Raw genomic sequence first — 6,475 nt, 5'->3', positions numbered from 1 at the left:
CCACCCTCGTCGCCGTCGCCGTCCTCCCGGCGCTGATGATCGGCGCCCCGGCCGCCTCGGCCGCCCCCGCCGTCTCCCCCCTGGGGCACGACATGCGGATCTCCGACCCGGGGACGGCGTCCCCGGACTTCTACCGGTACATCTGCCGCCGCGTGCCCATCATCCCCTGCTGAGCCCCCCCGACGCGGCTCCGACGGCACCTTGCGGGCCGCACCCGGCCCGGCCCCATACTGGACGACGTGAACGTCCCAGCATGGGGCCGGGCCACATGGGGCCTCCTGGCAGAACCCCCGCGCCGGCTCTCCCCTCGCCTCCGCCGGCTGCTGGCCGTGGTCGGTGGCCTCCTCCTGGTCTGGGAGACCGCGGACCTGGCCCTCGGGGCGGCCGGCCGCCCGGGCGGCGGGCTGCTGGACTCGGCCGACGCCCTCTTCTCCCTCGGCACCGGCGTGACGCTCGTCCTGGCGCTCGCCGGCGCCCGTGCCCTCATGGGCTGCTACACGCTGCTCGTCCTGTCCGCACTGGCCTCGGGGTTCTACGCCCTGCCGGTGGTGACCGTGGGCCTGGCCATGGGGTTCGCCGCCCTGTACCTCTCCAGGACGCCCCTGGTGGTCTTCAGCTGCACCCTCCTGGCGACCACGGTGCTCACCGCCGCCCTCCGCCCCGACCACCTGGACGTGCTGCCGCTCATGCTGGTGCCGGCACTGGCGGGCACCGCCGTGGGGCTGCTCCTGCGGCGTGAGTCGGTCTCCCTGGAGCGCGCCCGCCGCCGCAACCTCGAGCTCGTGGAGGCGCGCGACCGCGCCACGGCCGACATCCGGCGCAGCCTGGCCCGCGACCTGCACGACGTGGTGGCCCAGGACCTCGCCGTCCTGGCCATGCAGACGCAGGCGATACGCGTCGCCCCCGACCGCGCCGCCCAGCAGCGGATGGCGGACGCCGTGGCCGACGTCGCCCGGCAGGCCCACGCCAATCTGCGCGGCCTGCTCCAGGTGCTCTACGCCGGCACCGACGTCGACGCGCGCCGGGGCACGGGCACGCCGGACGCTCTCGACACCGCGCTGGTGACCTCCTCCGCGCAGGCGGCCCGGGACGCCGCCGCGCGGCTTCGCGCGCACGGCTTCGACGTCGACCTGCAGGTCCAGGAGCAGGACGGGGTGCGCGCGCCCCGCCACGTGGACGCGACCGTCCACCGGATCGCCCACGAGGCGGTCACCAACGTGGTCAAGCACGCCCCCGCCGGGGGCGCGTGCCAGGTGCTCTTCACCCTGTCCCCCGGGCAGGTGCGTCTGCGGGTGCTCAGTGAACTGTCCCCCGCCCAGCACCCCGGCCGACCCCGGGACGCGCCGCAGCCCGACGGCTCGTTCGGGGTGCTGAACATCCGGGAGCGCGCAGGGCTGCTCGGCGGCCGCGCGGACGTCGGACCCCGGGAGGGGCGCTGGCACGTGGACGTGCGCATCCCCTTCGGCGTCCCCGCCTGAGCCGGCCGCCGTGGGCCGCCGGGCATGAGCGGCCGCCGACCGCGCCTGCCCCTGCCTCACCGCGGCAGCAGGAGCCACCCCATGAGGGACATCCCCGCCACGCCCGCGAGCGAGGCCGGCAACAGGGCCGCGACCAGGCCACGGGGGCTCACGGCCCGGCCCGGCATGTCCGGGGTCTGGGCGGGGGCGGCCATGCCGTGGGCCACCTGGATGCGGGCCGGGCCGGCGATGATGCCCCACCCCGCGGCCGCGTTGTGCAGTCCGTTGGACCACGCCGGGGGCACTCCCAGGGCCGCGCCCGTGTCCATCTGCAGCGGCCCCACCAGGGCCATCGCCCCCGTGTTGGACGCCGTGACGAACCCCGCGAAGGCCCCGATGAACGGCATGGCCGCCAGGTAGGACTCCCCCAGGCCGCTCAGCGCGCCCGCGAGCGCAGGGGACGCCCCGCCCGCGGAGAGCACCAGGCCGAACGCCACGTAGAGCGCGTTGGGGACCGCGGTGCCGCGCCAGAGCCGGAGTGACTCGCGGGGGACGGTGCGCCGCGCGGCGGCGTCGAGGTCCAGGAGCCGCAGGCCCACGCCCACCGCCACGAAGGACCACAGGGCCGGAGTCCCGACGACGGACAGCGGCCCCGTCAGCCCCAGCGCGTCCTCGGCGGTGGTGCCGAGCACGGTGCCCGCCATGAGCGTCACGTAGGGGACGACGTCCCGCCCCGGCCCGGGGGTGAGTCGGCCGCGGCGGATCACGAGCAGCCAGGCCAGGGTGAGCGCGAAGGTCGCCACGGCGCCCGCCGGTGCCGTGCCGACCAGCAGGTTGGCACCGAGGATCAGCGCCCACTGGGCCGTCCCGGAGGCGAGCGCGACGCCGAGCCAGGGTGCCAGGCGGGCGGGGGCGCTGTCGTCGCGCAGGCCGCGGGCGCCGCGCACCGCCAGGACCGTGGCCACGCCGGCCACGAGTGAGGCGGGCAGGTTGAACACCGCGGCCGTGACCCCGACCTCCTGGACGTCCAGGCCGGCCAGGCGGGCGCCCATGAGCGTGCCCGGCGCCATGGAGCCCCACACGCCGATCGTCAGCGAGAGCACCGAGAGCAGCGCCGCCCGGTAGGCGGTGAACCCGAGGCCGAGCAGCAGCGGGACGCCCACCACCAGGGACACCCCGAACCCGGTGACGGTCTCCAGGAACGGGATGACGCCGTGCACCATGAGCAGGGCCGTGGCCAGGGTGGGGCCGTTGCCCGCGGACAGCCAGCCGCCCAGCCGGGCGTGCGCGCCGGAGTGCTCCATCACGCGGGAGAGGGTGATGCCGCCGGCGATGATCGCCAGGATCTCGAGCACGGTCGGCACCCCGTGCCCCACCGCCGCGCCCAGCACGGCCGGGTCCACGCCGAACACCGTCAGGCCCAGGACGACGGCGGCCACGGAGCCCGCGGCGGGCGCCGCCCAGGCGGGCAGGCGCGTCATCAGCAGGCCCAGGGTCAGCAGGATGGGCGCCAGGGCGAGCAGCACCTGCATGGCTCCGCCCTCCCTCCTCAGCTCGACGACGGGCGCGTCCGGCCCCCATCACTGTAGGACCCCCTGACCGGCGGGGCCGGGGGTCCTACGCTGGGCGCATGAGCTCGACGACCGTCCCGTCCGTCCCCGCGCCCGTCCCGGCCCCGCTGGACCCGCCCGTGCCGGTGCTCGCGGCGCCCATGGCCGGCGGGCCCTCCACCCCGGAGCTGGCGGCCGCGGTGATCCGGGCCGGCGGCGGCGCGTTCCTGGCCGGCGGCATGCGGTCCGCCGCGCAGGTCCGGGAGCAGGTGGACGGACTGCGCGCCCTGCTCACCGCCCCCGAGGAGGCCGGCCGGTTCGGTGTGAACCTCTTCGTGCCGGACGCGGTGAACACGGCCGTGGCCGCCTCGGCCCGCGGCGGCGCCGCCCGGATCGCGCGCGCCCAGGCGGTGGCCTCCTACCGGGAGCGCCTCGCGCCCCTGGCCGCGGACCTCGGCGCGGAGCTGCCCTCCGTCCTGACGGTCACCCCGGACCCCGACGCCGAGCGCGCCGCGTTCGAGGACATGCTCGCCGCCGCCGAGGAGCAGTCCTGGCCGGCGGTGTCCTTCACGTTCGGGCTGCCCGCCCCGGACGTGTTCGCCCGCCTGGACGCGGCCGGGATCCCGGCCGGCGTGACGGTGACGAGCCCCGCGGAGGCGATGGCCGCCGTCGCGAGCGGGGCCCGGTTCCTGGTGGTCCAGGGCCCCAAGGCGGGCGGACACCGGGCCACCCTGGACCCCCAGGGCCGCCCGGGCATCACCGACCTGCGCACCCTGGTGTTCGCGGTGCGCCACGCCCTCGGCCCGGCCGCCGTGCCGCTCGTGGCCGCCGGCGGGATCACCGACGGCGCGCAGGTGCGTCCCCTGCTGGAGGCCGGGGCCGTGGCCGTCGCCGCGGGCACCGCGTTCCTGCTCACCCCCGAGGCCGGCACCTCCGCGGCGCATCGCACCGCGCTGCGCCAGGCCTCGGCCGGCGTCGCCTTCGCCCATCCCGACGACGGCGCCGCCTCCACCGCCCTGACCCGCGCCTACACGGGGCGCTGGGCCCGCGGCCTCGTCACCCCGTTCATGGACGAGCACCACGACGCCCCCGCCGCGTACCCCGAGGTCAACGGGCTCACCGGGCCGCTGCGGCGGGCCGCGGCCGAGGAGGGGGACCTGGAGCACGTGCACCTGTGGGCCGGCACCGGCGCGCACCGCGTGGAGGAGGTCGGCGCCGCGGAGGTGCTCGCCTCCCTGGCCCCCCGGGCTGAGCCGTGAACCCGCTGCGCCGCCTGGACGTCCTGCTCCGCCGACACCCGGTGCGCACGGACGTCACCGCGGCCGTGCTGCTCACCCTGGTGCTGGTGCTGGCGCCCCTCGTGATGCTCGGCGGCGGCGTCGGCAGCCCCGCGGCCTGGCAGACGGCCGGCACCGTCGTCGCCGGCCTGCTCATGACCGGCGCATGGGGGCTGCGCCGGGTGCGGCCCGTGGCCGCCGCGGGGGTGACCGTCGCCGGGGCCCTGCTGCACCTGGCCGTCGGACCCGAGTTCACGATCGCGCTGGCCATGGTCCCGGCCACCGTCTACAACCTGGCCGCGATCGGGCCCCGCTGGGCGTCCCTCGCCGGGCTCGCCACGGGCCTGGCCGGGGGCCTGGCCAACGGGCTGAAGGTGTGGCTGTTCCCGCCCCGGTTCACCACGCCCGACGGTGTGCAGGTCCAGTCCCCCGCAGAGCCGGTGGCCATGGTGGTCATGGCCGTCCTGTGCGGGATGGCCGTGCTCACCGCGTGGGCGTTCGGGGACGTGGTCCGCAACCGCCGGCTGGCCGTGCAGGCCCTCGAGGACCGCGCCCGGCGCCTCGAGACGCAGGCCCTGCAGGAGCGCGAGCTCGCCGCCGCCGACGAGCGCAGCCACATCGCGCGCGAGATGCACGACATCGTGGCCCACTCCCTGCAGGTGATCATCAGCCAGGCCGACGGCGCCCGGTACGCGGCCGCCGCCAAGCCGGAGCTCGCCGTCGAGACCCTGGAGACCATCGGCCAGACCGGCCGCTCCGCCCTGGCGGACATGCGCCAGCTGCTGGGCGTGCTGCGCGGCCCCGCCGAGCCCACCGGCGGCCCCGACCGCGCCCGCCGCGATCCCGCCGCCCCGGACGGGCACCGCGCCCCGCCCGGCCTCGCCGACCTGCCCGCCCTGTTCCAGACCCTGCGCCTGTCCGGGCTGGAGATCTCCCTGCTCGAGCAGGGGAGCCCGCGCCGCGACCTGCCCGCCGGCGGCGAGCTCACGGCCTACCGCACCGTCCAGGAGGCCCTCACCAACACGCTGCGCCACGGCGGGGAGGGGGCGCACGCCTTCGTCACCCTCCGCTGGACCGCACGCGGACTGGAGATCCAGGCCGACGACGACGGGCGCAGCCAGGCCGACGCCGAGACCACCGGCAGCGGCCAGGGCCTGCGCGGGATCGCCGAGCGCGTGGCGCTGTTCGGCGGGACCATGGAGGCCGGGCCGCGCGTCGGCGCCGGGTGGCGGGTCTGGGCCGAGCTGCCGTACGCGGACGTCTGACGGGCCGCGGTCGGCGCAGCGCGGAGGTCGGCGACGTCTGGGAGGATGCCCGTATGAGCCCCGACGACGCCCAGCCGACCCCCATCCGCGTGGCCCTCGTGGACGACCAGGCCCTGATCCGCTCCGGCCTGGCCATGCTGATCGACTCCCAGCCGGACCTGACCGTGGTGGCGCAGGCCTCCGACGGCCGCGAGGCGGCGGCCTCCGTGGCCGTGGCGGGCGCCGACGTCGTGCTCATGGACGTGCGGATGCCGGAGATGGACGGGATCGAGGCCACGCGCGCCCTGCTGCGCCGGCCCGATGCGCCGCGCGTGGTGGTGCTGACGACGTTCGACCTGGACGAGCACGTGATGGACGCGATCGAGGCCGGGGCCTCCGGGTTCCTGCTCAAGGACGCACCGCCCGAGGAGCTGCTCGCCGCGATCCGCACGGTGCACGGCGGGGACGCGGTGATCGCCCCGTCGACGACGCGGCGGCTGCTGGCCCACATGGCGCCGCGGCTGCGCCAGGACGCGGCCCGCAGCGCCGAGTGCGCGGACGAGCAGGCCGCCGTCGGCTCCCTCACCCCGCGCGAGCGGGAGGTGCTCGTGCTCATGGGCCAGGGCGCGGCGAACCCGGAGATCGCCGCCCAGCTGGTGCTCTCCGAGGCCACCGTCAAGACGCACGTGGGGCGGGTCCTGGCGAAGCTCTCGGCACGCGACCGGGTGCAGGCGGTGCTGATCGCGCACCGGACGGGGCTCGTGGGGTTCTGAGCCGGCCCTTGCCCGGCCTCGCGGCACCTTCGGCCAGCGGGGCTCCTACCCAGGGATGACCCCCCTCCGGCGCGGTTCAGCCCCAGGAGGGTGCCGGCCGACGGCACCGGCGCGACATCCTGGTCTCACCTGGGACACCCACCTCCGACCGCACCGAAGGACCCCCATGAGCGC

General features: G+C 77.2%; 5 protein-coding genes. 4 read left to right on the top strand and 1 reads right to left on the bottom strand.

Features of this window, described 5'->3' with window-relative positions:
* Window positions 1-239: 239 nt before the first annotated feature.
* Window positions 240-1,478 (top strand): sensor histidine kinase, encoded by a 1,239-nt coding sequence (locus tag MHY29_RS12540; protein WP_224356115.1) that lies wholly within the window; start codon window positions 240-242, stop codon window positions 1,476-1,478.
* 56 nt (window positions 1,479-1,534) lie between these two features.
* Here MHY29_RS12540 and MHY29_RS10775 read toward each other — a convergent pair whose 3' ends face one another.
* Window positions 1,535-2,989, bottom strand: a complete 1,455-nt coding sequence (locus MHY29_RS10775) for an L-lactate permease (RefSeq protein WP_224356114.1) — start codon at window positions 2,987-2,989, stop codon at window positions 1,535-1,537.
* Between the two features lie 98 nt (window positions 2,990-3,087).
* On the opposite strand from MHY29_RS10775, the gene MHY29_RS10770 reads away from it, so the two are divergent.
* Genes MHY29_RS10770 through MHY29_RS10760 form a run of 3 tightly spaced genes read left to right on the top strand, consistent with a single transcriptional unit; the run spans window position 3,088 to window position 6,301 of the window.
* Complete coding sequence (locus tag MHY29_RS10770) at window positions 3,088-4,266, top strand: nitronate monooxygenase (protein ID WP_224356113.1); 1,179 nt, start codon at window positions 3,088-3,090, stop codon at window positions 4,264-4,266.
* A complete protein-coding gene (locus tag MHY29_RS10765; RefSeq protein WP_239241146.1) occupies window positions 4,263-5,549 on the top strand; it encodes a histidine kinase in 1,287 nt (428 codons plus the stop codon). The genes MHY29_RS10770 and MHY29_RS10765 overlap by 4 nt, the downstream gene beginning before the upstream one ends.
* 53 nt (window positions 5,550-5,602) lie before the next feature.
* Window positions 5,603-6,301, top strand: coding sequence for a response regulator transcription factor (locus MHY29_RS10760; protein ID WP_224356111.1), 699 nt, complete (start codon window positions 5,603-5,605; stop codon window positions 6,299-6,301).
* The last annotated feature ends 174 nt before the right edge of the window (window positions 6,302-6,475 follow it).

It is taken from the genome of Micrococcus sp. ACRRV, assembly GCF_022346985.1.
GTDB classification, from domain to species: domain Bacteria; phylum Actinomycetota; class Actinomycetes; order Actinomycetales; family Micrococcaceae; genus Micrococcus; species Micrococcus porci.
The sequence above is the reverse complement of the archived record's forward strand: the minus strand, read 5'-3'. Positions and strand labels throughout refer to the sequence as shown.

What these genes read in the sequence shown, in the direction of transcription:
- MHY29_RS10775 (WP_224356114.1), bottom strand. Translation starts at nt 2,989, where the DNA reads ATGCAGGTGCTGCTCGCCCTGGCGCCCATCCTGCTGACCCTGGGCCTG.
- MHY29_RS10770 (WP_224356113.1), top strand. Translation starts at nt 3,088, where the DNA reads ATGAGCTCGACGACCGTCCCGTCCGTCCCCGCGCCCGTCCCGGCCCCG.
- MHY29_RS10760 (WP_224356111.1), top strand. Translation starts at nt 5,603, where the DNA reads ATGAGCCCCGACGACGCCCAGCCGACCCCCATCCGCGTGGCCCTCGTG.